General features: G+C 30.5%; 22 protein-coding genes. 18 read left to right on the top strand and 4 right to left on the bottom strand.

Annotated elements, in window-relative coordinates; all coding sequences use genetic code 11:
* Window positions 1-106 precede the first annotated feature (106 nt).
* From alaS to KQI18_RS01985, 7 genes are all read left to right on the top strand, one after another.
* Window positions 107-2746, top strand: a complete 2640-nt coding sequence (gene alaS, locus KQI18_RS02015) for an alanine--tRNA ligase (RefSeq protein ID WP_216465889.1) — start codon at window positions 107-109, stop codon at window positions 2744-2746.
* Between the two features lie 29 nt (window positions 2747-2775).
* Entirely contained in the window at window positions 2776-3033 is a 258-nt protein-coding gene (locus KQI18_RS02010; RefSeq protein WP_272876204.1) for an IreB family regulatory phosphoprotein, read from the top strand.
* 7 nt (window positions 3034-3040) lie between these two features.
* Window positions 3041-5224: a hypothetical protein gene (locus tag KQI18_RS02005; protein ID WP_216465881.1), complete on the top strand. Its 2184-nt coding sequence runs from the start codon at window positions 3041-3043 to the stop codon at window positions 5222-5224.
* A gap of 68 nt (window positions 5225-5292) precedes the next feature.
* Entirely contained in the window at window positions 5293-7476 is a 2184-nt protein-coding gene (locus KQI18_RS02000) for a hypothetical protein (protein WP_216465874.1), read from the top strand.
* 129 nt (window positions 7477-7605) lie between these two features.
* Window positions 7606-8028: a Holliday junction resolvase RuvX gene (gene ruvX, locus KQI18_RS01995; protein ID WP_216465872.1), complete on the top strand. Its 423-nt coding sequence runs from the start codon at window positions 7606-7608 to the stop codon at window positions 8026-8028.
* Window positions 8029-8097: 69 nt separating this feature from the next.
* Window positions 8098-8370: a DUF1292 domain-containing protein gene (locus KQI18_RS01990; RefSeq protein ID WP_216465863.1), complete on the top strand. Its 273-nt coding sequence runs from the start codon at window positions 8098-8100 to the stop codon at window positions 8368-8370.
* Between the two features lie 75 nt (window positions 8371-8445).
* Window positions 8446-8886, top strand: a complete 441-nt coding sequence (locus KQI18_RS01985) for a Fur family transcriptional regulator (RefSeq protein WP_216465862.1) — start codon at window positions 8446-8448, stop codon at window positions 8884-8886.
* Between the two features lie 99 nt (window positions 8887-8985).
* Here KQI18_RS01985 and KQI18_RS01980 read toward each other — a convergent pair whose 3' ends face one another.
* The gene (locus KQI18_RS01980; RefSeq protein WP_216465861.1) at window positions 8986-9723 is read right to left on the bottom strand and encodes a metal-dependent hydrolase; all 738 of its coding nucleotides are present in this window, start codon (window positions 9721-9723) and stop codon (window positions 8986-8988) included.
* A gap of 195 nt (window positions 9724-9918) precedes the next feature.
* Between KQI18_RS01980 and KQI18_RS01975 the strand changes: the two genes are divergently transcribed.
* The 8 genes from KQI18_RS01975 (at window position 9919) to KQI18_RS01940 (ending at window position 16558) form a co-directional block, all read left to right on the top strand.
* On the top strand, window positions 9919-11595 hold the full coding sequence (locus tag KQI18_RS01975) for a ribonuclease J (RefSeq protein ID WP_216465860.1): 1677 nt from the start codon (window positions 9919-9921) through the stop codon (window positions 11593-11595).
* A gap of 317 nt (window positions 11596-11912) precedes the next feature.
* The gene (locus KQI18_RS01970) at window positions 11913-12116 is read left to right on the top strand and encodes a CD1290 family small acid-soluble spore protein (RefSeq protein ID WP_236887598.1); all 204 of its coding nucleotides are present in this window, start codon (window positions 11913-11915) and stop codon (window positions 12114-12116) included.
* A 54-nt stretch (window positions 12117-12170) separates the two neighbouring features.
* Window positions 12171-13331 carry a D-alanyl-D-alanine carboxypeptidase family protein gene (locus KQI18_RS01965; protein ID WP_216465859.1) on the top strand — a complete coding sequence of 387 codons (1161 nt, stop codon included), beginning with the start codon at window positions 12171-12173 and terminating at the stop codon, window positions 13329-13331.
* A gap of 142 nt (window positions 13332-13473) precedes the next feature.
* Entirely contained in the window at window positions 13474-14079 is a 606-nt protein-coding gene (locus KQI18_RS01960; protein WP_216465858.1) for a site-2 protease family protein, read from the top strand.
* A gap of 15 nt (window positions 14080-14094) precedes the next feature.
* Window positions 14095-14814, top strand: a complete 720-nt coding sequence (locus KQI18_RS01955) for a segregation and condensation protein A (RefSeq protein ID WP_216465857.1) — start codon at window positions 14095-14097, stop codon at window positions 14812-14814.
* Window positions 14815-14817: 3 nt separating this feature from the next.
* Window positions 14818-15348: an SMC-Scp complex subunit ScpB gene (scpB, locus tag KQI18_RS01950; protein ID WP_216465856.1), complete on the top strand. Its 531-nt coding sequence runs from the start codon at window positions 14818-14820 to the stop codon at window positions 15346-15348.
* 165 nt (window positions 15349-15513) lie between these two features.
* Window positions 15514-16140 (top strand): DUF2953 domain-containing protein, encoded by a 627-nt coding sequence (locus KQI18_RS01945; RefSeq protein WP_216465855.1) that lies wholly within the window; start codon window positions 15514-15516, stop codon window positions 16138-16140.
* Entirely contained in the window at window positions 16082-16558 is a 477-nt protein-coding gene (locus KQI18_RS01940) for a spore germination protein GerW family protein (RefSeq protein ID WP_236887597.1), read from the top strand. Before KQI18_RS01945 ends, KQI18_RS01940 begins: the two co-directional genes overlap by 59 nt.
* A gap of 141 nt (window positions 16559-16699) precedes the next feature.
* Here KQI18_RS01940 and KQI18_RS01935 read toward each other — a convergent pair whose 3' ends face one another.
* On the bottom strand, window positions 16700-17350 hold the full coding sequence (locus KQI18_RS01935) for a YwaF family protein (protein ID WP_216465854.1): 651 nt from the start codon (window positions 17348-17350) through the stop codon (window positions 16700-16702).
* Window positions 17351-17699: 349 nt separating this feature from the next.
* On the opposite strand from KQI18_RS01935, the gene KQI18_RS01930 reads away from it, so the two are divergent.
* Window positions 17700-18047 carry a TIGR04076 family protein gene (locus KQI18_RS01930; RefSeq protein WP_216465853.1) on the top strand — a complete coding sequence of 116 codons (348 nt, stop codon included), beginning with the start codon at window positions 17700-17702 and terminating at the stop codon, window positions 18045-18047.
* Window positions 18048-18344: 297 nt separating this feature from the next.
* Here the strand turns inward: KQI18_RS01930 and KQI18_RS01925 are convergent, their stop codons facing one another.
* Together KQI18_RS01925 and KQI18_RS01920 are read right to left on the bottom strand one after the other, a co-directional pair.
* Window positions 18345-18662, bottom strand: coding sequence for a MazG-like family protein (locus KQI18_RS01925; protein WP_216465852.1), 318 nt, complete (start codon window positions 18660-18662; stop codon window positions 18345-18347).
* Between the two features lie 94 nt (window positions 18663-18756).
* The gene (locus KQI18_RS01920) at window positions 18757-19506 is read right to left on the bottom strand and encodes an NAD-dependent protein deacylase (protein WP_216465851.1); all 750 of its coding nucleotides are present in this window, start codon (window positions 19504-19506) and stop codon (window positions 18757-18759) included.
* Window positions 19507-19777: 271 nt separating this feature from the next.
* On the opposite strand from KQI18_RS01920, the gene KQI18_RS14415 reads away from it, so the two are divergent.
* Window positions 19778-20818, top strand: coding sequence for an N-acetylglucosaminidase (locus KQI18_RS14415; RefSeq protein WP_330647818.1), 1041 nt, complete (start codon window positions 19778-19780; stop codon window positions 20816-20818).
* Window positions 20819-21083: 265 nt separating this feature from the next.
* Complete coding sequence (locus tag KQI18_RS01910) at window positions 21084-25382, top strand: PolC-type DNA polymerase III (protein ID WP_216465850.1); 4299 nt, start codon at window positions 21084-21086, stop codon at window positions 25380-25382.
* Window positions 25383-25467 lie beyond the last annotated feature (85 nt).

The following is a 25467-nucleotide window of genomic DNA, read 5'->3' as shown; positions in this document are numbered from 1 at the left end:
TTATTTATAATATACTTTTTAAATTATTTAAATCAATTTGAAAGTTGAAATTCTTTTATTGATAAGTAGTATAAATAAAAATAAAAAATATTTAGGAGGAAAGATTATGGAAAAATTAGGTTTGAACGAAATAAGAAGTAGATTTTTAAAGTTCTTCGAATCGAAGGATCATTATGTAGTAGAGAGTTATCCATTAGTACCAAATAATGATAAGAGTTTGTTGCTTATAAATGCGGGTATGGCACCGTTAAAAAATTACTTCTCTGGAGTTGAAGTACCTCCAAGTAAGAGAATGAGTACATGTCAAAAATGTATAAGAACTGGTGATATAGAAAATGTAGGTATAACTGCTAGACATGGTACATTCTTTGAAATGATGGGTAATTTTTCATTTGGAGATTACTTTAAAAGAGAGTCTATTAAATGGGGATGGGAATTTGTAACTGAACATTTAAATATACCTCAAGAAAAAATCTGGGTTACAGTTTATGAGGAAGATGATGAAGCTTTTGAAATATGGGAAAAGGAAATGAACTTCCCAAAAGAGAGAATAGTTAGATTAGGTAAAGATGACAACTTCTGGGAGATAGGAGTAGGGCCATGTGGACCTTGTTCTGAGATTTACTTTGATAGAGGTGAAGCATATGGATGCGATAACCCTGATTGTAAGCCAGGATGCGATTGTGATAGATATTTAGAATTTTGGAATCACGTTTTTACACAATTTGATAAAGACGAAGAAGGTAACTATAACTTACTTGAAAACAAAAACATAGATACCGGTATGGGACTTGAGCGTATGGCTTGTATCATGCAAGAAGTTGATACAATATTTGACGTAGATACTATAAGACATATTCTTGAAAATGTAGAAAACCTTACTGGCGCTAAATATGGAGAAAATCCAAAGTCAGATATCTCAATAAGAATAATAACAGATCATATTAGAGCTGTAAGCTTTATGATAAGTGATGGAGTTTTACCATCTAATGAAGGAAGAGGATATGTTCTTAGGAGACTACTTAGAAGAGCTGCTCGTCATGGTAAACTTTTAGGTGTAACAGATTCATTTTTATGTAAGTTAGTAGATTCAGTTATAAAAGTTAGTGGCAAAGCTTATACAAATTTGGCTGAAAAAGAAAATTACATTAAAAAAGTTATAAGAATAGAAGAAGAGAAATTCAGTGAAACTATAGATCAAGGTACAGAAATACTTTCTTCTTATGTTGAAGAGCTTAAGAAATATGGAAACAATGTATTAAGCGGAGAAAATGCTTTTAAACTATATGATACTTACGGATTCCCAGTAGACTTGACAAAAGAAATACTTGCTGAAGAAAACTTAACTTTAGATGAAGATGAGTTTAACAGAGAAATGGAAGAACAAAAAGAGAGAGCAAGATCAGCTAGAGGAAATATGGAAGGTGAAGGATGGAAAGAAGATCCTATTTCAAAATTAGATGAGACTATAGATAGTGAATTTAATGGATATAATACTCTAAGTACGGATGCAAATATAGAAGTTCTTGTCAAGGAAGGGGAGCTAGTTGATTTTGCATCGGAAGGAGACAATGTAATCGTTGTACTTGATAAGACTACATTCTATCCAGAAGGTGGTGGACAAGTCGGTGATAAAGGCTATATTAAAGCTAATGGATTAGTTATAGAGGTTAAAGACACTAAAAAAGGTGCAAACAACAGTATAAAGCATATAGGAAAAGTTTTAGAGGGAGAAATCAAAAAAGGTGATAAGGTCAATACTTATGTAGATAAGGGAACAAGAATGGCTTCTGCAAGAAACCACAGTGCTACACACTTACTTCACAAAGCATTAAAAGATACTCTTGGAGATCATGTTAACCAAGCCGGTTCACTTGTTACGCCCGATAGATTAAGATTTGATATTACTCATTTTGAACCTATATCAAAAGAAGAACTGTTAAAAATAGAACAAGAAGTAAATGATGCAATTTTATCGTCATTAGATGTAAAATGTGATATTATGGATATTAAATCAGCAAAAGAAAAAGGAGCTATGGCATTATTTGGCGAAAAGTACGATAATGAAGTTAGGGTAGTTTCTATAGGTGATTATTCATCAGAGTTATGCGGTGGAACTCACTTAAAAAATACTTCACAAATAGGGCTATTTAAGATATTATCTGAAGGTGGTGTAGCTGCAGGCGTTAGAAGAATTGAAGCTATAACTGGTAGATCGGTTTACAATTATATGTTAGAAAAAGACAATGATATCCAAAATATCTGTAATCTTTTAAAGACAAAAGAAGAGAATCTATCTCAAAGAGTAGGAGCTATATTAGAAGAGAATAAGAACTTAGCTAAAGAGCTTCACGAAGTCAAATCTAAGATTAGTTTACAATCAGCAGATTCTATACTAGAATCAAAGGTTGAAATTGATGGTGTTAATCTAATAACTCATAAATTTGAGAATATTGATATGGAAACACTTAGAGAGACAGCTGATAATTTAAGAGATAAATTAAGATCTGGAGTTGTTGTTCTAGCGAATATTGCTGATGATAAAGTAAACTTCGTCGTAACAGCTACTAAAGACGTTATAGATAAAGGAATACATTCAGGTAATATAGTTAAGGAAGTTTCAAAAATAGCTGGCGGTAAAGGTGGAGGTAGACCAAATATGGCACAAGCTGGTGCTAATGATGTAACAAAGGTAGACGAGGCCTTAATTAGCGCAAGTGATGTTGTTAAAGGTCAAATTAAATAACCGCAATTCACTTTAAGGAGGTTTTAATTTTGGAAAAAGATTTAGACTATACAATGAAGTTTGAAGGATTGAATGATGAAAAGATGACCGTTAGTGAATCTATAGACTTTGTACACAAAGCTTTGGTTGAAAAAGGTTATAATCCTGTGAATCAGATCATAGGTTATTTACTCTCTGGTGATTCAAGTTATATAACAAGTTATAAAAATGCTAGAACAGTAATAAAGCAATTTGAGCGAGATGAAATACTTGAAGAAGTCATAATGTACTATTTAAATAGAAAGTAGGTCGTTTATGAAAAAAATTGTGTCTTTGATGGCAGTAGTTATGGTATTAATAATCAACGCTACTCAGTATGGATATGCTGAGGAAAAAGGAAAAGTTATATTTATAAATATGAATAGAACTAATCTTATAAATATGCGAAAAATACCTATCTTGAAAGATGAATTAGATAGAAGAGGTTATTTAGCGTATATGAACATTAGGGGAGATAAGGGTACTAATGACAGAAGATCATATGCCAGCATGGGTGCAGGTGGGAGAGCTAATGTAACTAAAATTGAAGATCCTATTATATTTAATAACACGAATAAAGAGGATGCTGAAAAATTTAAGTATGTTACAGGAAAAAAAGCTAAAGAAATAAATTATTTAAACGTTAATAGATCTATAAATGAAAATTATGAAAATGGAGAGTTTGGATCTAGCTTAGGGGTATTAGGTCAAACTTTGTCAGATAACAATTTAAAGACTGCCGTAATAGGCAACTCAGATATAGTAGATAATGGAAAACTATTAGAAAATAGAGATCTGTGTTTAATGGCTATGGATCAATATGGTAGGATAGACATGGGAAATATTGATGACATTAATAAAAAAGATTTAAGTATGCCATTTGGTATCTCAACCGATTATGATAAACTTCTGAGTGAAACAAAGAAATACCATTCTCTAAGCGATGTTGTTTATGTAGATTTGGGAGATACTTATAGACTAGATCTCTATAGAAATAGTTTAAATGATAATTCCTTTAATAAAATGAGGGATAATATTGAAAATAAGATAGATGAATACTTAACACAAGTTTTTAAAATGGCAGGAAAAAATGATATTATTTATATAGCTAGTGGATTTCCAAGTGACATTGATTTCAAGAATAAGAGAAGATTAACTCCTATTATTAAATTTAAAGGAGAAGGTAAGGGTTTAATTTCATCTGCCACAACTAGACGAGATGGTATTACAGCGAATCTAGATGTGGGGGTAGATATGTTAAATGAATTCGGCCTAAAAAATAAATTAATGGTAGGAAAACCATTTAATTTAATTGATAAAAATAATAATGTAGAGTATTTATTAGGTGAATATGGAAAAATCGTATCTATTTCAAATGTACGAGCGACGATTATTAATATATTTGTAAGTGTAATATCTATTTCGTGGATTATAGCCACTGCTTTGATATTAATTAGAAATCGCATACCAAATAAAGAAAAAGTATTTAATATTTTAAAGGAATTAATTAAATTAGGAATATTGATGCCTTTATCTTTTATGATAGCTACTCTTTTTAACTTTAAATCACAGATAGGAATTTTATTTGGAATTTTCGTGGTTGCTTCTATTTTATATTTACTGGGAAGAGTTTTATTTAAAGATGATTTAAAACATATGGGATTTTTCTCGGGAGCTACGATACTGTTAATTGTACTAGATTCAATTTTAGGTACGTACATGATGAAGAATAATATCATGAGTTACGATGCTATAGTTGGTGCTAGATACTATGGAATTGGTAATGAGTATGGTGGAGTAATTATTGGGAGTAGTATATTTGCTATTTCTGTACTTATGAACTATAAAGAGATTCCAAAATGGACTGTAATATTGGCAAGTTTGGTGATATTGATAACATGTGCATACCCTTCAATGGGTGCAAGTGTTGGCGGTGCAATATCTGAATGTGTTGCTTATCTGTTATTTATATTCCTAATATTCAACATGAAAATTGATTTGAAGAGAATATTGATATTAGGATTTTCTGCAGTAGTTGTAGTAGCAGTTTTTGCATATTTAGACATTGTTTCTGGTGCTGAATCACACTTAAGTGGTTTTGTTCAACAAATTATGCTTAAGGGTCCAGGGCAGATAATTCAGACGTTCACTAGAAAAATTGAAATGAATATAAAAATAGCACAGACGAGTGTTTGGGTAAATATTTTACTTGCAGGAATAGGTATAATGGCAGTATTAATATTTAAGCCATCGAAACACTTTAAAAGGGTTATGATAGAGTATCCTATTATATTTAAAGGACTTGTTTCATCAGTAGTAGGATGTATAGTTGCTTTGTTGGTAAATGATTCTGGAATAGTAGCTGCAGCAACAGCATCAATTTATATCTTTATACCTGTGGTGATAATAAGTATAAACATGATTATATTTAATGAGAGTAATACTAGTGAAATTCAGTGATGATAGTACAATGAAAGTGATGTATACTCTAAGAATGAGCACTTTTTGAACAGAAAGTAGGTAAAACAATGAAAAAGAAGATTGTATCTCTGATGGCTGTAGTTATGATACTGTTTGTCACAGCTACTCAATATGGATTTGCTGAAGAGAAGGGGAAGGTTGTATTTATAAATATGAATAGGACCAACCTTGTGAGTATGCGTAAAGTACCAACTCTAAAGAAAGAATTAGACAACAGAGGATACATTGCGCTTATGAATATTAGAGGAGATAAGGGTACTAATGATAGGAGATCATATGCCAGCATGGGTGCGGGTGGTAGGGCAAATGTAACTAAAGATGATGATGTAATTAACTTTGGTAATGTTAACGAAGAAAACGCAAAAATATTTGAAGCTGCCACTGGAAAAAAAGCCAAAGGTATAAACTACTTGAATGTAAATAGATCTATAAATGATAATTTTGAAAATGGAGAATTTGGATCAACTTTAGGAAATATGGGTCAGACTTTATCTGACAACAATTTGAAGACTGCAGTTATCGGAAACTCAGATACTATTGAAAACGGTGAGGTAGTTGTTAATAGAGATCTCTGTCTTCTAGCGATGGATCAGTACGGTAGAATCGATATGGGTAATGTCGACAATATAAATAAAAAAGATACAAGTATGCCATATGGAATATCTACTGATTATGATAAGTTATTAAAAGAGACAAAAGATTACTATTCTAAGAGTGATGCATTGTTTGTAGACCTTGGAGATGCTTATAGGTTAGATGCATATAAAGGAAGCTTAAATGAAGAAACTTATGAATCTATGAGAGACAACGTAGACAAAAAAATTGACAAGTATTTAAAAGAAGTTTTCAACATGGTTGGTGAAAATGATGTCGTATATGTCGTAAGTGGATTTCCAAGCAATTTAGATTATAAAAACAAGAGAAGACTTTCACCAGTTGTTAAGTTTGAAGGCGCTGGAAAAGGGCTACTAACTTCATCTACAACAAGACAAAACGGTATAGTTGCAAATTTAGATATTGGCGTAGATATACTTAACGAGTTTGGTTTAAAAAGCGAGACTATGGTTGGAAGATCTTTAAGTACAAACGATAAGGAAGAAAATATAGAATACTTACTTGGAGAGTATGAAAAGATAGTATCTATATCTAATATAAGAGGTACAATTATTAATATTTTTGTAAGTGTAGTATCTATTTCTTGGGTTATAGCTGCAGTTGCAATATTGTTCAGAAATAGATTTAAACACAAAGAGAAAGTATTTAATGTGTTAAAGGAATTCATAAAATTAGGTATAATAATGCCGCTTTCATTTATGATTGCTCCTTTATTGAACTTTAAAACCCCAATGGGTATACTGCTTGGTATTTTCGCAGTAGCAGTTGTCTTGTATATTATAGGCAGATTATTTATAAAAGATGATCTAAAACATATGGGATTCTTTGCAGGTTTAACAATAGCCCTTATTGTTATAGACTCAGTATTTGGAACATTTATGATGAAGAATAATATTATGAGTTACGATGCGATAGTCGGGGCGAGATATTACGGTGTTGGAAATGAGTATGAAGGTGTAACTATCGCTAGTGCAATATTTGCATTATCAGTACTTATGAACTACAAAAAGATTCCAAAGTGGACAGTTATAGTAATAAGTTTAATTATCTTAATAACTAGTGCATATCCATCAATGGGCGCAAATGTAGGTGGTGCAATATCAGAATGTGTTGCATACTTACTGTTTATACTGTTGATATACGATATAAGGATAGATCTTAAAAAAGTTTTACTGTTAGGACTTTCAGCAGTGGTTGTGGTAGCTGTTTTTGCCTTCTTAGATCTTAAGACAGGGTCAGGCTCACACTTAGGAGGATTTGTTCATCAGATAATGATAAATGGACCTGGTGAGATAATTCAGACGTTTGTTAGAAAGATACAGATGAACGTAAAACTTGCTCAGACTAGTGTATGGGTAAATATTCTGCTTGCTGGAATAGGCATAATAGCAGTGCTTATATTTAAACCATCTAAACACTTCAGAAAAGTTATGAAAGATTACCCGATTATATTTAAAGGTTTTGTATCATCTATGGTTGGATGTATAATAACATTATTAGTAAATGATTCGGGAATAGTAGCAGCAGCGACAGCCTCTATTTATATACTAATACCTATTGTTATTATTAGCATAAATATGATAATATTTAATAAAGAGAATATAAGTAAGATGTAGTTTTGGGTTAGTCGGGGCTTATGCCCTGGCTAATTTATTTTAATAATAATAAAAAATTTAAAATTGGTAAAACTTATACTGTTAGCATATAACAGTATAAGGGTATAAGTTATTAGGAGAAGTATAATAATGTTAGATGGAAGAATTATGGGTCTCGATATTGGAGATAAGACCATTGGAGTTGCTGTAAGTGATCTAATGGGATTAACTGCACAAGGAATTAAGACAATAAATAGGGTTGGCAAAAATAAAGATATTGAAGAGCTAAAGAAAATAATTTCCGAAAGACAAATTAATTTGATAGTCTCTGGGCTTCCAAAGAATATGACTGGAGATATAGGTCCCCAAGGAGAGAAGGTAATGAAGTTCTGTAAGTTATTAAAAGAAGAAACAGGGCTTGAAATCGAATTTTGGGATGAGAGATTATCGACAGTTGCTGCAGAAAGATCTCTGTTAGAAGCTGATGTAAGTAGAAAGAAAAGAAAAAAAGTAGTTGATATGCTGGCGGCAGTGATTATATTACAAGGATTTTTAGATTATAAAAGAAATTAACTAAATGACTGTAAAATTGTATTCTAATGATATATAATAGAAACAATAATATTTATATGAGGTGAGATCATGGAAGATAACATAATAAGTTTAATTGATGAAGACGGCGAAACTAGCCAATTTGAAATAATATTGACTCTTGAGGCAGAAGGGAAGGAATATGCAATTCTTATGCCTATAGATGATGAAGAGACTGAAGAAGCTCTAATCTTTAGAATAGATCAAGATGATCAAGGTGACATATTGTTGCCAATTGAGAGTGACGAAGAATATGAAACAGTAGTAGCAGTATACGATACTCTAATGGAAGAAGAAGGTTTAAACTTCGACGACGAACAGTAGAGGTATTGACAAATATTGCTTAATAATCTAAAATAATAAGTAATAAAGATTATCAACTGAAAACGAGGCGATATTATGTTGAATACATTCGAAGTATTAAAAGATAGGTTGAAAGAAACTGGATTTAAAATTACTCCTCAAAGAAGAGCGATAATTGAAGTTTTAATAAAAAACGATTGTTCACACCTGAGCAGTGAAGAAATTTACGATCTAGTTAGAAAAGATTGTCCAGAAATAGGTCTTGCAACTGTTTACAGAACAATGCAACTTTTAGATGAAATTGGTGTGATTTCAAAACTTAATTTAGACGATGGCTGTATAAGATACGAAATTAATTTACATGAGGAAGACTCTCATAATCATCATCATCTTATATGTAAAAGTTGTGGAAAAATAATAGAAGTTAAAGAAGATTTACTGGATAGTATTGAAAAGGAAATTCAGGAATTATATAAATTTAAAATTGTAGACCATGAAGTTAAATTTTACGGTTTATGTGAGTCTTGTAAAGAGTAATTTAAAAATAGAGGATATGCTGTATTTGCTCAGATTTTACTTTGAATTCTAGCCAATACAAGATATCCTCTATTTTTATTATATTAATAATTATCGATGTTAAAGTTTGTATATTGAAAATAGTACGATAAGTAAAAGAGCCAGTATAAACAGATACTCAGCGAAGTTACTAAATTTACCACCGACTTTTAAAAAGCCAAGAGATATTTTTTTATCGCTAATTGGATAAAATAGTGGGACACCTTGTTTCGTAAACAAGTCTCCCAAAAATATATGGCTTCCATATGCTATAGTACCGTATACAGATAAATATTCTAATCCTGAGACTAATTCAATTTGCTTTAGTATAAAGTAAATCATAATTACGGCGAATATACTGTGAGAAAAACTTCTATGCTTTAGCCATGGGAAAACCGCAAAAATTAATGCAAACATAACAAAATATATCGGAACGTTTATAAAATATAATGAAATAGCCAACAATATAAATATAAGTGATAAAAATACTTTTCTAATAAGTGAATGTGTTATCTTTGCTTCAATTATTATGATAGCTATAAATGTTACTATTGCACTAATATAAAAATTTTCATTTATATTAATAGAAATAAAGAAAATAATAACATTCACCAAATATATAAAAATTTTATATATATATTTAGATATGTCGTTTTTAAATATAAACTGCGATATTGAAGAATTAGGTTGGTCTAAATCAGGTAAAATTGAAAAAATAGCTGCGACCAATATACCCACTATCGAAATAGGTATTTTAAATATTAAGGATGTCTGTATAGCAGTTAGTATGCCAACAGCACCGTGTGATTTACCTCGCATAAACCCTCCTAATTAGTAACTTTATAGTATCTAGAGAATATCAGAATTAGATAATTTTGTCAAAATAGTACGGTATATGTATTTTAAATATGGCTTAAAATAAAATACAAACTATGTTACAATGTAAGTAACTGGTAAAGAGCGTGTTATTTGATATTAATAGTAATTTTAAAACTAAATAGACAGAAGGAGATGATGCAATTGATCAAAAAAAATGCCAATAAGATTAAAGTTATGGCCTTAGGCGGACTCAATGAGATCGGTAAAAATATGACTGCGATTGAGTATAAAGATGAAATAATAGTGATCGATGCGGGACTTAGTTTCCCAGAAGATGAAATGTTAGGAGTAGATATCGTGATCCCAGATATCACTTACCTTGTGAGGAACAGGGAAAAAGTAAAAGGGATATTTATTACACATGGTCATGAGGATCATATAGGAGCTCTTCCTTATATACTTAAGAAGATAAACGTACCTGTATATGGTTCTAGATTAAGTGTAGGGTTGATTCAAGTCAAGCTTAAAGAACATAAACTTAATAATATCAAAATATTGACTGTAGCTCCGAGAGAGATAATAAAAGTAGGTAGTATGGATGTAGAGTTTATAAAAAATAATCATAGTATACCAGATGCATACTCCATAGCGGTGCACACAGATCAAGGGATAATATACCATACTGGAGATTTCAAGGTTGATTTTACTCCAATGGATGGTGATGTTATGGATCTACACAGACTCTGTGAGTTAGGAAGCGAAGGAGTTCTTTTAATGTTGGCGGATAGTACCAATGTAGAAAAACCAGGATTTACTATGTCGGAAAAATCAGTAGGTGTTGGTTTAGACGATGTGTTTACAAAATCAAAAGATAGTAGGATAATAGTTGCGACTTTTGCTTCAAATATACACAGATTACAACAGATAATAAATGCAGCACAAAAGTTTGGTAGAAAAGTTGCTATGTCAGGAAGATCTATGGTAAATGTTTTTGCAGTAGCCCAAGATTTAGGATATTTAGATGTATCTGAAGATATGATGATTGACTTAAATGATATATCTAAATACGAAGACAAAGAATTGGTAATAATAACTACTGGATCTCAAGGAGAGCCAATGTCTGCCCTTGCAAGAATGGCTTATTCTGAACATAAAAAAGTTGAAATCAAAGATGGAGACGTAGTAGTAATGTCAGCTCATCCAATACCAGGTAATGAAAAACTGATTTCAAAAGTGATAAACCTACTGCTAGAAAAAGGTGCAAATGTTGTACACAGCGATGTAGCAGATATACATGTATCTGGACATGCTTGTCAAGAAGAGTTAAAACTTATCCATACACTTGTTAAGCCAAAATATTTTATGCCAGCACATGGTGAATATAGAATGCTAAAAGCACACGCAAATTTATCTAATCAGCTTGGCATGAGTGAAGATAATATATTTATAATGCAAACTGGAGATATCCTTGAGCTAGATAAAGAATCAGCTAAAGTAGAAGGTAGAATTCAAACAGGAAACGTCTTAGTTGATGGATTAGGTGTTGGAGATGTTGGAAATATAGTTTTAAGAGATAGAAAACACCTATCTGAAGACGGTTTAATGATTGTAGTCGTAACTATATCCAAAGACGAAGGAAAAGTTCTAGCTGGACCAGATATAATCTCTAGAGGGTTTGTATATGTTAGAGAATCAGAAGATCTTATAGGTGGAGCTAAAGAAGTAATCAAAAATGTACTTCTAGAATGTGAAGAGAAAAACATTAAAGAATGGGCTTACCTAAAAAATAATATAAAAGAGAATTTAAAAGATTATTTATATCAAAAAACAAAGAGAAATCCTATGATATTACCTATAATCATGGAAGTATAAAAAAAGGAGGGCTTAATTAGGCCCTTCTTTTTTGTACTTTTATAATATAATATAACAATAATTTGAATTTAAGTAATTAGATTCTAAAATTTAATCTTAGTGAAAGGAATATTCATTAAATATAAAAGATAATTAAAATTATGTTATTTAGATGTCAAAATAATTTTGGCATCTTTTTTAATCATTAAAATCTTTTTAATGCCCCTTTATTATTCTTTTAATTATAAAAAAATATTACTAGCAGAAATTACCTTACTAGGTTTTAAAAAATTGCCAAAACTATGAATAGATAACAAATAGTTTTGGAGGTGTTTTATTTGGAGAGAAAAAGTATAGATAATAATGCAAGAAAAGCTTTAAAACAACTAAGGATAGAGATGGCTAGTGAATATGGTGTGGACAGAGATTTTGTATTTGATGCAATAGAGAATGCATCAACAGGTGGAGTTTTACAAGGATATTTTAAAAACATTCCATCTGTTGAAGGTCATAAAAAAACTAACTCGAAGCATGGAGAATAAAAAAAATTAAAAGAGAGAAAATAAATGTAAATATATATAAAGAGGTGAGAAAAATTGAAAAAAATAACTAGTATGTTATTGGCAATAATGATTGCACTTACCCCTATTCGATTTTCGTATGCTAACAATAATGATAGTGAGAAAAAAAATACTGAACTTGCTTCAAAATCAGCTATCCTTATGGATGTTGGAACAGGTAAGGTACTTTTTGAAAAAAATTCCCACGAAAAGCTTCCTCCTGCTAGTGTAACTAAAGTTATGACCATGTTACTTATAGTAGAAGCAATCGATGAGGGAAAAATAAAGCTAACTGATAATGTTCAAGTAAGTGAAAATGCGTCTAGTATGGGTGGTAGCCAAATATTCTTAGAGCCAGGTGATACTCAAACTGTAGACACTCTTCTAAAAGGGATTGCGGTTGCATCTGCTAACGATGCGTGTGTAGCCATGGCGGAGCATATATCTGGTAGTGTAGAAGAATTTGTGAATAAGATGAATTCAAGAGCTAAAGACTTAAAGATGAAAGATACTAATTTTGTTAATACAAATGGCCTACCTGTTGATAATCATTATACTTCAGCAAATGATATTGCTATTATGTCAAGAGAATTATTAAAACATGATATGATAAGTAAATACCTTACTACTTGGATGGATAAGGTCGTTGTAGGTAAGAAAAAAGTAGAAGTTGGACTTGCAAATACAAATAAACTTATAAAACATTATAATGGAGCAACTGGTGTTAAGACTGGATTTACAAAAGAAGCAAAATATTGCTTATCTGCGTCTGCAAAAAGGGGAAATACGCATTTAGTAGCGGTAACACTTGGTGCTGAAACTTCTCCAGAGAGATTTAGCGATGCTTCTAACCTATTAAATTACGGTTTTGCAAATTATGAAAGTGTTAAAATTGCAAATAAAAATGATAAAGTTGGTAAACTTAACTTAGACAAAGCTGATGAAAATAAGGTGGATTTAGTTGTAAAAGATGATTTAACTGCTTTAGTTAAAAAAGGTGAATCTAAAGATTTCAAAAAAGTAATTAAACTTGATGAAAATCCAAAGCTTCCAATTAAAAAGGGAACTGTCTTAGGTAAAGTTCAGATAATGAAGGACAATAAAGTTATTGGTGAAGTTGATCTTATAAATACAAAAGATATTAAGAGAGCAAGTTATCTTCAAATGCTCCAAAGAGTTATAGAAAATATGATATAATAAAATAATTGCTAAATTAAAAAAGAAGTCTAAAGGCTTCTTTTTTAATTTAGTTTAAATTTGACTCTGAATCAATATTAATTTTGATAAAATTACAATAAATTGTTATAATGAGGAGTATAAAAAATTAGGAGAGATATATATGGGATTTGGAAATTTTGATATAAGTACTGTACTGGCTTCAGTAGTAGCAATAGCAATAGCAATTTCAGTTCACGAATTTGGGCATGCTTTTGCAGCTCATCTGCTTGGTGATGATACAGCAAAGGATGAAGGGAGAATGTCTTTAAATCCAATGAATCACGTTGATCCAATTGGTATTATAATGTTGTTTATATTTAAGTTTGGTTGGGCTAAACCAGTACCAGTAAATCCAAACAATTATAAAAATTATAGAGTAGGAAATTTTATAGTATCTATGGCAGGTGTTATATTTAACATAATAACAGCTATAATTTGTTTGTATATAATGAAGTATGTACACATATATTCTGTTTATACTGTTATGGACTGGACAGTAGCTTACTGTTTGGGATTAGCTGCTTTTAATTTACTTCCTATTCCTCCACTTGATGGTTGGGGTGTATTAACGTCATTTATTCCCAATAGATATAGCGGTTATTTATATCAGTACGAAAGATATGGATTCTTTATACTTTTGTTAGCTCTGTTTACTGGAGTATATGGAATTATATTAAATCCTATTTACAATGTTATATTAAATATAATACAGTTTTTTGTAATATAGATTAGAGGTACTAAAATGGAGTATAATTTTCAATTACAAGTATACGAAGGTCCTTTGGATCTATTATATGATTTAATAACAAAACATAAAATAGAGATAAAAGATATATCTATAGTAGATATTACTAATCAATATATCGAATATTTAAGGATGATGGATAAGATGGATTTAGAAGTAACAAGTGATTTTATAGCTATGGCTTCAAAACTTCTAGAAATAAAGTCCAAGTTCTTACTTTACAACAAAAAAGAAGACGAAGAAGATCCAAGATTAGATTTTATGGAGCAATTAGAGGAATATAAAAAATTCAAAGAAGCGTCGCAAGAAATTAGCAAAAATATGAGATATATAAAGGATAGATATTATAGAAATCAGCAAGAATTAGTATCCGATGAGTCGATTTCATTTGAAGATATAACATTACAAGATTTGCTTAGCATTTTACCTAATATTTTAAATTCTAAAAAAGAAAAAGATTCTGAAGAAATAGATGAAAAACTAGATAAACTTATAAACGAAAGAGTTGTTCCTATTGAAGAAAAAACTACATATATAAGAGAAATTTTACTAAAAACTGATGAAGCTAAGTTTTCTAAAATTGTTGATGGATACGATATTAATGAAATTGTAGCAACATTTTTATCATTGCTCGAGCTTATAAAGGTCAAAGAAGTAGTAGTGGAACAAGATATTTTATTCAATGATATTTTAATAAAGAAAAAGCTGGAGAGTTAGATTATGAAACGTGAAGAGATAAAATATATAATAGAAGCGGTTATGTTTGCTTATGGAGATCCAATTGGTATTAATGATTTAAATACCATAATCAATGACGAATTATCATCTAAAGAGATTGAAATCATGCTAAATGATTTAATAAATGAGTATCAAGAAGAAGAAAGAGGCCTTCAAATCATAAAGTTAGAAGATAAGTATCAAATGTGTACAAATACTAAATATGCAAATTTTATAAACAAGATTGTAGAACCTCAAAAAAAGAAAAGTTTAAGTCAGGCTACATTAGAGACTCTTACAATAATAGCCTATAAGCAACCTATTACCAAACTTGAAATTGAAAATATTAGAGGAGTAAAATGCGATAAAGCTATAAGTACTTTGTGCGATAATAATTTAATTGTAGAAGCAGGAAGGCTTGAAAAAATAGGGAGACCAATTATATACAAAACTACTGATGAGTTTTTAAAATCATTAGAGCTAGAAAAACTAGAGGATCTTCCTGCATTAGATAAGTTTCAAGGATTGAAATAAAAAACAAAAAAAATATATTTTTTATTTGTTTAGATTTTCAAATAAAGGCTCAAGTATAATTTATATTATATTTGAGCCTTTTTTAAAATTGAATAATTATACTTAATTCAGTACTATTTTAATGAATTAAGTATAGTTATTAGTTTATTTGATGATACTATATATATGAAAATTTTTGAAATATTAGGCGTCAGCGGCGTAACTTTATCAATAACTTTAGCTTTTATATTTATATTTATAATTTCTATTTCAACTTTAAACGCAATAGTTTACTCAAAGATTAGAAATGACGATGTAGTTATAAATTTAAATGTAAAGTTTCTATTTAATTTAATAAATATAAATAGACAGATTTACCCAGCCGATAACAAAGAAAATAGAGAGAGGGGAAAAGCACAGTATAAAGATAAAAACATATTACTGGCTGACGACATTATAAGTTTTTACTATTTATTAAGCAGGGTAAAAGTAGAAGAATTTTACTCTAATATAGAATTCGGGAGTACAAATATACAATTTACTTCATTTGTGTTTATATTTATAAACACTATATACGGAAATATTATAAATCTAATTAAACCAAAAAAAATATATCTAAATGTTAGGCCAGACTATTTGAAAAGTTATTTAGTTGGTAATATTAAAGTACATTTAAAACTCAAAATTAAGGATTTAATTTTTTTAGCGAAAACACTTTACGTTATATACAAGAAAAACAAAGGTGAATTTAGGGATGGTGATAAAGATGAGAGCGACAGGGTCGATAAAAAATCTTATGGAGACAACTGTTGAAACAATTAAAGGGTCTATAGACGCAAATACAATTGTAGGAGATCCTATTCAAACAGAAAGCACAGTAGTTGTTCCTATATCAAAAGTGACTATAGGATTTGGAATTGGAGGGGGAGAATATTCAAAGGGTTACGAAAAAAATAAAAAAATAGAAATAGATCTCAATGATAACGAAGAAAGAAATGACACAAATTTTGCAGGTGCCAGTGCTGGTGCGATTTCTATTCAACCAGTTGCATTTGTTGTAGTAGAAGATGGTGAGACTAGGTTAATGAGTATGGATAGTAGTGTAAACTTAGTGGATAATATATTGAATATAACTCCAAAGGTTTTAGAGAAAATACAAAATATGTCTAAAAATAATAAAAAAGATTGTGATAAGAAAGGTAAGAAGTATAAAAACAAAAAGAAATTTTAAATAAATATAATATATCTTTAAAGAGCGGTTGATTAAATATAATGATTATCGATTTAGATGAATATATGTAACTAAAAAATCATTATTATAATCAATCGCTCTATTTTTGATTCTAAAAATTTGTAAATAATATATAAGAATTTATCTCCCTTTAAGGTCTAATTCATCGCTTATAGCAACCGGGATATAAATAAAACTGGATATTATAGTGAAAATTAAAGCACTAATTATGTTGTAGTTAAAGAATGCGTATGGATAATTTGCACTAGTAAGTACATTTAGTGCAAGTATAAAGGGAAAATACAGTAAACATGCTAATAAATTATCTTTAACCGCTGAATCACTAATTTTAAATTTTCTTACCTCCATCAAATATATTAAGCAGTATATTATTAAACATTTTGATAATAAAAATACAGTAGATTCTATACTCAAAAAAGTAGTATTTGGATCTCTGAAAAACCAAAGATCACCAATCGTGGATACTATGCTCCACGAAAAAAATACATTGAACAAATGATATTTTTTAAAGACAAATATAGCTATAGCTAAATACATAACTATAAAACTTATACCAATAGGCATTGAAATACATACATTGTACTCCCTAGAAAAATATTTAATCATTTGGTCAAATACCACATTAAAAATAATTAAAAAAGTGAGTATTTTTTCTACTAAATAGCTGTATGGGAGTATGTTTTTTATTAACTTAGGACAAATAAGTAAAAATATAGCAAACAAAAATATAACTACGAGATGGTTGTTTGAAAAATGGATGATATCAAACATCTGAACTATCCTCCCTCACGTGACTAAATTTATATATATATATATATATATATTCAGATAAAAGGAATTTAATATATAATATACTTAATTAGATAAAATAGTTATTAAAAAATAAATATTTACATAAGAATACGGGTTAGCTACTAAGCAGTAAAGATGCTATTATAGCTAAAAAGAAAATTGAAAGACTTGAAGAAGAAAATAAAGAACTTAAAGAATAACTCAAAGTTAATTATGCTGAGATATATAAACAATTATAAATCGTGAAAATTATGGTACAATTAAATATATAAATTAAGTTACAATTTCACTAAATTATTCTTCATAAATTAGAATTTGGAGGTTAATCATGAAAAAATGGTATGATGAGGAGTACGAATTTGAAATCGAGGTAACTGGGTTTCTTCGTAGTGACCATACAGAGCGATACTGCCGAAACGGCGAGGAAGTCGGGGATAAGTATACCTGCACCTATGGCTGTCCCATAAATGCGGATGGACAGGGTATCTGTTCCAAGGTCATGATGATTATGTTCCCAACCATGGAGTCGGTCAGAAGTGGCGGAGATTTAGAGAACATTGGCGGCAATGGAAAATATAGCAAGGACATTGTATGCCCAGATGGCTGCGTCATGTTCAGGCTGACGGCAAAGAAACTTGACAATGAGAATTTTTATAAGGGGAAGTTTTTTGATTAGTTTTGATTTTTATTGTGCTTAGTTTGAAGATAAGCCGAAATATATAAAATTCAGTTTTTAGTTGAGTTTATATTCCTATTAAAAGAATAATTTTTACATATTATAAATTTAGTGAGTAGATTTAATATATTATGAAATAAAGTCCAGCAAAAATTTTGCTGGACTTTATTAATATTAAATACTACACATATATAGTATGTAAAACTTAAGTTTTTTTAAAGATTTTTTAAATTTTACTCTTCATAAGTTTATTATGTGGGTCTATATTTGTCTTTATTTTTAAATGTCGTAAATATTTTAATCTATTTTCTTTATATACCCTCTTTTTTCCAGTTTTTCTATGTGGTCTTTTCTTATTTCCTCAATATTTATACCGTACTGTTCTTCAAGTTTAAACATCATAGTTATACAAGTCTGAGCTACATCCATTAATTCTTTTGCGGTTTTCTCTATTATTTCTATTTCATCTAGAGAGTTATTTTCTCCACTTAAATTTCTGTATTTACCAATACACTCAGCTAACTCACCTTGCTCTTCTCCCATTTTTATGAATGTAGATTCTAGAGTTGGGCTTAAATTGTTAAGCTCTGGTAGTGAAATTGTTTTTAATTTCATAACTATCTCCTTTCAGTTTTACTCATTTATTTCGTATAAAAATCCTTAAAACATTATACTAAATATATTCAACGATTTCAAATTTCATATATATTTATTCTAAAATTGTTCGGTACAATACATTACCGATTGAGTCATTTATTATTAATTGTGCATTCCCATCATATCCAGTTTTACTTTTATTTATTAGAACAGTATCTTTGCCTCTATAGTAAGAAACAAAACTAGCTGCGGGATAAACTACAAGAGAAGTTCCACCTATAATTAAAAGATCAGCTTTTTCTATAGCTTTTATTGAATTATTTATTACTTCTTCATCCAAAGCTTCTTCATATAAGACTACATCAGGTTTCACAATTGATCCACATTCATTGCAATAAGGGATATTACCTCCTATGTCTAACATTTCATCTAAATTATAGAATTTATTACATCCAGTGCAGTAATTTCTGTGAACACAACCATGCAATTCATAAACAGTTTTACTACCAGCGATTTGGTGTAATCCATCTATATTTTGTGTTATTACAGCTTTTAACTTTCCTACTTCTTCTAACTTTGCAAGTGCTTTGTGGGCGTAGTTTGGCTCAGCATCTTTATATATAAGTTTATCTTTGTAGAATTTATAAAATTCATCTGGATGCATTACAAAAAATGAGTGCGATACTAATTCTTCGGGAGAAAAGTTTTTGTTTAATTTTTGATTAAATAAACCAGATGAACTTCTAAAGTCGGGAATATTAGACTCTGTGGAGACTCCTGCTCCTCCAAAAAATACTATGTTATTAGATTTTTCTATTAGTTTTTTTAATTCATCTATTTCTTCTGTTTTATCTTTATACATAATTAACTCCTTTCTTCATTCCATATTACATTTGACACTATTTATATTATACCAAACTAGATATAAAACAAGTGGAGAGTTATTAATAATGTAAATTTAATGGTCCAATTAGATGAGATTATTTTTGCTTAAAGCTATATGATTAGGTTTTTTACAACTCAATTTATACAGGCAACGTGTGTTCTGTATTTACCTTTTAAAATAATTGTCGTATAATAAATAAGAAATAGTTACAAAATTATTACAAAAAAAGAAAAAGGTGGGATATTGAGTGAATAAAAAGACTTTTATAACTACGCTTATAGTCTTACAGATGACAGCTATTAGTGCCAATGCTACTGGGAATCAAGCGGTTTTAGATAATAATGCTAATAAAACAGCAAAAAGTACGACAAGTTCTAAATGGAGTAATGTTTATTCTAATATGATAGAAGCTGGAAAAATAAGTGACAGAATACTTAACTCTGGAAGTGAAAACACAGAAGAGCCAGATGATGGTGAAATAATAGATATAAATGGAGCGATTGTAAACAAAAATCCATTAGTTTATTCGCTATCCAATCATGTAGATAAACAGCTTGCTCAAGGTACAAACTTAGTAAACAAGAATGCATCAAGAAGTAGTGAATTGATGACTACTTATATGATGAAACAATTATCTAGATCATATGTAAGTGCAGATAAAAGTGACTTAGAATACTATCTAAATCCTTACAACTTTACGAATACTGAAAGAGGAATGATGCAGTTTTTAACAACTAATACATACAGAGAAGTATCAGTTGATAGATTAAATTCTTATTTAAATTCTAAAACTTCTGATGTATTTAAAAATAAAGGACAAGCTTTTAAAGATGCAGCGAAAAAATACAATATTGACCCAGTATATTTTGTAGCTCACTCTATGTGGGAAACTGGATACGGGAATTCTACATTAGCTAAAGGGCAACTTTTAACAACATATAAAGGTGAGAAATTAGAAACACCAGTTATGGTATACAACTTCTTTGGAATCGGAGCTGTAGACGGAACTGCAAATCTTTCAGGAGCAGAAGCGGCTTATACAAATGGGTGGACTACTGTAGACGCTACAATTGATGGTTCAGCTAAATGGATTTCAGAGAATTACCCTAATAGTAAATACAAACAGAATAGTGTATATAAGATGAGATGGAATTACGATGTAACTTGGCATCAGTATGCAACTGATGTAAACTGGGCTAATGGAATCTCAGGTGTAATGAACGGTCTTATAAATATATATGATCCTAATGCAGTACTGGAATTTGAAATACCTCAGTATTGTAAATAAGTTGTGAACATACATAATTAAGAAAGAATTTTATATAGAGTACGTATTATTACAAAATAAATATAGATACCGATGCAGGCTAAAAATTTTTATCTTGTATCAAAATTAAATAGTGTATAAGGTTATAGGGATTACAGAAATTTCTATAGCCTTTATTTATTTTGAATCAAATTTATATGATATAATCTATGAAGAGTAAATGAATAAAAAGGAATCGGCTTATTGATTTGAATTTAAGATAGTCCTTTTGGGAAGGGATGATTAAGTGGATAGTGTAAAGGAATATTTGGACAAACTTGATATAAATAATAGTATTCTCGATAAGCAATTAAAAGAAGTATATATTCAGCGTGTAGTATACTTTAAAGAAGATAAAATTGTATATTTTTACCTTACTTCTAAAGATATAGTTCTACACGACTTTTTAGATATGCTTAGAGAAGAGTTATCTAATAAGCTTGGATATTTTAGAGATATAAAGATAAAGATTAAATTCACTGGTTTAGATAGAGCTAAAAACAAGGATATTATAAAAAAATATTGGACCAACATCCTTTATATACTAAAGATGCTTTGTCCAGCATTAGCTGGCTGGCAAAAGCAGATTGAGTATATGTGTTTAGACGATGATCTAAAGATAAAATTACCAAAGTCTATTTTTTACGATAGACTTATGAGTAAAAATGCAATATATGTCTTAAAGAGTGTTTTTACAGAAGAATTGGGCTTAGATCTCAATATTACACTTGAAAAGGCTGTAGATGGTGAAGTGGATATAGAACGGATAATTAAAAATAGCGATAGTGAATTAGAAGAAAAGATAAAAGCACTTGAACTGAAAGAATCTGAAATAGATCAGGAACCTGAAGAAGGATGTGCTGTATTAAACGATGAAATTGATGAAAATATGATATTCGGGGACAATGTAAATGCTCCTGTAGATACTATTAAAAGCATAAATGAAAACTCAGGTACAGTAGGTATAACTGGTGATATTTTCGACGTGGAAATTAAAGAATTAAGAAACGGGAAAATATTGATGATAGCACTGATAACTGATTATACAAGTTCAATTGCATGTAAGTTGTTCTTAACTGACACAAATAAAGATAGAGTTCTCGATCGAGTTAAAAAAGGAACTTATTTAAAGATTAAAGGCGATGTAATTTATGATACTTACCAAAGAGAAATAAGTATGACTATTAGCGGTATAAGAGAAGAAGAGAGACCACAGAGATTTGATAGATCTGAGAAAAAAAGAGTTGAGCTACATGCACATACTCAGATGTCTTCTATGGATGCCATTTGTTCTGTTAAAGATCTTGTGTCAAGAGCTGCTGCTTGGGGCCACAGTGCTATTGCTATTACTGATCACGGTGTTGTTCAGGGATTTCCAGACGCGATGTCTGCAGCTAAAGCAAACGATATAAAAGTTCTTTACGGCGTTGAGGGTTACTTAGTAGAAGATGATTTTAAGATAATAGAGGATGCAAATGATCTAGAACTTTCTCAATCATTTGTAGTATTTGATATAGAGACGACAGGTTTTTCTAATACAAATGATAAAATCACTGAGATAGGTGCAGTTAAAATTAAAGATTATAAGGTAGTAGATAGATTTAGTGAACTCGTTAATCCTGAAAAAGATATATCGTATAAAATTCAAGAACTTACCGGAATTACAAATGATTTAGTTAAAGATAAACCAACAATTGAAGAGGTACTACCTAAATTTATGGATTTTATAGATAATAGCGTGTTAGTGGCCCATAATGCTGAATTTGACACAGGGTTTATAGCAGAAAAATGCAGACAAATGGGAATTGAGTACAATAGTAAAAGTGTCGATACATTGATGCTAGCTAAGGTGCTTTTACCTGACTTAAAGAGACATAGGCTTAATGTTGTAGCGAAGGCACTAGGCATTCCTCTGCTAAACCACCATAGGGCGGTAGATGATGCTGAGGCTACGGCAAATATTTTTATTAAATTTTTAAATATGTTAAAAGAAAAGGGTGCAAATACTCTAAGTGAAGTGAATGATGTCTTAGGAAAAATAGATTATACCAAATTAAATACAAATCATATAACTCTTATAGCCAAAAACCAAACTGGTATTAAAAATTTGTATAAAATAGTTTCTGATGCACATATAAATCATTTTTACAGAGCGCCACGGATTATGAGAAGTGTATTAAATGAATTGAAGGAAGGAATAATTGTAGGTTCTGCATGTGAGGCTGGTATAGTATATCAAGCAGTTAAAAAAAATACGCCTGAAGAAGATCTAGGAAAAATTCTGGAACTTTACGATTATATTGAAATAATGCCTACTGATAATAATCAGTTTATGATTGATAAAGGAGAAGTCAGAGATAAGGATGAGCTAAGAAATATCAATAGAAGACTCGTTGAGATAGCAAAAAAATTTGGAAAAATACCTGTTGCCACGGGAGATGTGCACTTTTTAGATAAACACGAGGCCGTACTTAGAACAGTTTTGAAGTATTCTCAAGGCTTTAAAAATGATGAGGAAGAGACTTATTTACATTTTAGAACTACAGATGAAATGCTAGAGGAGTTTAGCTACTTAGGGGAAGAACTGGCTTACGAAGTAGTTGTAGAAAATACTAATAAAATTGCGGATATGGTGGAAGATGTAAAACCTATCCCAGATGAAACGTATCCTCCAGTAATCGAAGGATCTGATGTCGAGCTTAGAGAGATGTGCTACAAAAAGGCTATAAGGATTTACGGAGATCCACTTCCTGATGTAGTTAAAAAAAGGTTAGATAGAGAGTTGAATTCTATAATAAGTAATGGTTATGCGGTCATGTATATAATAGCCCAAAAACTTGTTGCAAAATCTATGGAAGATGGATATTTAGTTGGATCTAGGGGATCAGTTGGATCTTCATTTGCAGCTACAATGAGCGATATAACAGAGGTTAACCCTTTACCAGCACATTATATATGTGAAAATGAAGACTGTAAGTATTCTTATTTTTATGAAGTAGGAGAATGGGGATCTGGAGTAGATTTACCTGATAAAGATTGCCCCAAATGTGGAAGACCGCTCACAAAAAATGGACATGATATACCTTTTGAAGTCTTCTTAGGATTTGAAGGAGACAAGGAGCCTGATATAGATCTTAACTTCTCAGGAAATTACCAACCTACAATACATAAATATACTGAAGAACTTTTCGGTGAGGGATATGTATATAGAGCCGGGACAATAGGTACAGTTGCAGATAAGACTGCCTTCGGTTATGCTAGAAAATTCGTAGAAGAAAATAATATTACAGTACCAAATGCTGAAGTTTTACGACTTTCTAATGGATGTACAGGTGTAAAACGTACATCAGGTCAACATCCTGGTGGAGTAATGGTTATACCAGATTATAAAGATGTATATGATTTCACACCGATTCAATATCCGGCAAATGATAAGGAATCTGGAGTTATAACAACTCACTTTGACTACCATTCAATAAGTGGTAGGATACTTAAACTTGACATACTAGGACACGATGGTCCGACCCTTATAAGAATGATTGAAGATATAACAGGTATCAATATTTTAGATATACCTTTAGATGATAAGAAGACTATGTCTCTGTTTACTTCTACAGAAGCTTTAGGGGTTATCCCAGAAGATATAGGTTGTCCTATTGGATGTTTAGCAATTCCAGAGTTTGGGACAAAGTTTGTTAGACAGATGCTACTTGATACAAAGCCGACTACATTTGCAGAACTAGTTAGAATCTCAGGCCTTTCTCATGGTACTGATGTATGGGTAAACAATGCTCAAGATTTGGTCAGGGAAGACATAGTTGGGCTAAAAGAAGTTATATCTACGCGTGATGATATAATGAACTACCTTATATTTCAGGGTTTGCCTCCGAAGATGAGTTTCACAATAATGGAGAGTGTTAGAAAAGGAAAAGGTCTAAAGCCAGAGCACGTAGAAGAGATGGTTAAAAATAACGTACCAGATTGGTATATACAGTCATGCAAAAAAATCAAGTATATGTTCCCAAAGGCACATGCAGTTGCATACGTTATGACATCTTTTAGACTAGCATATTGTAAAGTTTATTATCCAGAGGCGTTTTATGCAACCTACTTTACAACTAAGGTTGAGGACTTTGATTCTGATTTAGTTGTTAAAGGGATGGATGCAATTAAGGGTAAGATGCATGAAATAGAAGCTTTAGGAAACGATGCAACAACTAAAGAAAAAAGTATGTACACGGTTTTAGAAGTTGCTCTTGAGATGTATGCAAGAGGTATAAAAATTTTGCCTGTAGATATATACAAATCCGATGCCAAAGAGTTCAAAGTGGTAGGTGGAAAGACTATACTTCCTCCTATGACATCGTTACAGGGTCTTGGAGAAAATGCCGCTATAAATATTCAAAAAGAGCGTGAGTTGGGTGAATTCATATCTAAAGAAGACCTTAGAAAGAGAGCAAAAGTTTCGAAACCTGTAATAGAAGTACTTACAAATCATGGCTCACTAGAGCAAATGAGCGATAAAAATCAGCTTTCATTATTTTAAAAATTTGCAAATCTAGAAAATGTGTGATATTATGTAATTAAAACAACATACTTGGTCAAAAATAAGAGTGGGGCGTCAGTTCTCA

The organism is Metaclostridioides mangenotii (assembly GCF_018917235.1).
Taxonomy (GTDB): Bacteria; Bacillota; Clostridia; order Peptostreptococcales; family Peptostreptococcaceae; genus Metaclostridioides.
The sequence above is the reverse complement of the archived record's forward strand: the minus strand, read 5'-3'. Positions and strand labels throughout refer to the sequence as shown.

Coding starts and splice junctions, on each gene's coding strand:
- alaS (WP_216465889.1), top strand. CDS start 107: ATGGAAAAATTAGGTTTGAACGAAATAAGAAGTAGATTTTTAAAGTTC.
- KQI18_RS02005 (WP_216465881.1), top strand. CDS start 3,041: ATGAAAAAAATTGTGTCTTTGATGGCAGTAGTTATGGTATTAATAATC.
- KQI18_RS02000 (WP_216465874.1), top strand. CDS start 5,293: ATGAAAAAGAAGATTGTATCTCTGATGGCTGTAGTTATGATACTGTTT.
- ruvX (WP_216465872.1), top strand. CDS start 7,606: ATGTTAGATGGAAGAATTATGGGTCTCGATATTGGAGATAAGACCATT.
- KQI18_RS01990 (WP_216465863.1), top strand. CDS start 8,098: ATGGAAGATAACATAATAAGTTTAATTGATGAAGACGGCGAAACTAGC.
- KQI18_RS01985 (WP_216465862.1), top strand. CDS start 8,446: ATGTTGAATACATTCGAAGTATTAAAAGATAGGTTGAAAGAAACTGGA.
- KQI18_RS01980 (WP_216465861.1), bottom strand. CDS start 9,723: ATGCGAGGTAAATCACACGGTGCTGTTGGCATACTAACTGCTATACAG.
- KQI18_RS01975 (WP_216465860.1), top strand. CDS start 9,919: ATGCAATTGATCAAAAAAAATGCCAATAAGATTAAAGTTATGGCCTTA.
- KQI18_RS01960 (WP_216465858.1), top strand. CDS start 13,474: ATGGGATTTGGAAATTTTGATATAAGTACTGTACTGGCTTCAGTAGTA.
- KQI18_RS01955 (WP_216465857.1), top strand. CDS start 14,095: ATGGAGTATAATTTTCAATTACAAGTATACGAAGGTCCTTTGGATCTA.
- scpB (WP_216465856.1), top strand. CDS start 14,818: ATGAAACGTGAAGAGATAAAATATATAATAGAAGCGGTTATGTTTGCT.
- KQI18_RS01945 (WP_216465855.1), top strand. CDS start 15,514: ATGAAAATTTTTGAAATATTAGGCGTCAGCGGCGTAACTTTATCAATA.
- KQI18_RS01940 (WP_236887597.1), top strand. CDS start 16,082: ATGGTGATAAAGATGAGAGCGACAGGGTCGATAAAAAATCTTATGGAG.
- KQI18_RS01935 (WP_216465854.1), bottom strand. CDS start 17,350: ATGTTTGATATCATCCATTTTTCAAACAACCATCTCGTAGTTATATTT.
- KQI18_RS01930 (WP_216465853.1), top strand. CDS start 17,700: ATGAAAAAATGGTATGATGAGGAGTACGAATTTGAAATCGAGGTAACT.
- KQI18_RS01925 (WP_216465852.1), bottom strand. CDS start 18,662: ATGAAATTAAAAACAATTTCACTACCAGAGCTTAACAATTTAAGCCCA.
- KQI18_RS01920 (WP_216465851.1), bottom strand. CDS start 19,506: ATGTATAAAGATAAAACAGAAGAAATAGATGAATTAAAAAAACTAATA.